Raw genomic sequence first — 268 nt, 5'->3', positions numbered from 1 at the left:
GCGATCGACATGACCGCGCCCCACTGCAACAGCGTGTGTTGCAAGGTCAGGTAAAAGCCGACCACGCCCACGGCGCCAATGCCGTTGCCGCGTATGATCGCAGCCAGCTCCTGGCGCCCGCCCTGGACGTGGGCGAACACCGCCAGCGGCCAGGCGATGACTGGGACCGGCGCCAGCATCCCGCTGACCACAGGGCCGAGCAAGGTCGCGCTGGCCGTGATCACCAGCAGCAGCAAGGTGGCGGTCATCATGCGCATCGGGATGACCC

Annotated in this window: 1 pseudogene; it reads right to left on the bottom strand. The window is 67.9% G+C overall.

Features of this window, described 5'->3' with window-relative positions:
* Positions 1-268: pseudogene (locus SB765_RS30115) on the bottom strand (hypothetical protein); the annotation flags it as partial.

It is taken from the genome of Pseudomonas sp. SIMBA_067 (assembly GCF_046534675.1).
Lineage (GTDB): Bacteria > Pseudomonadota > Gammaproteobacteria > Pseudomonadales > Pseudomonadaceae > Aquipseudomonas > Aquipseudomonas putida.
Note: the sequence above shows the minus strand (reverse complement) of the source record. Positions and strands in the feature narration are given on the sequence as shown.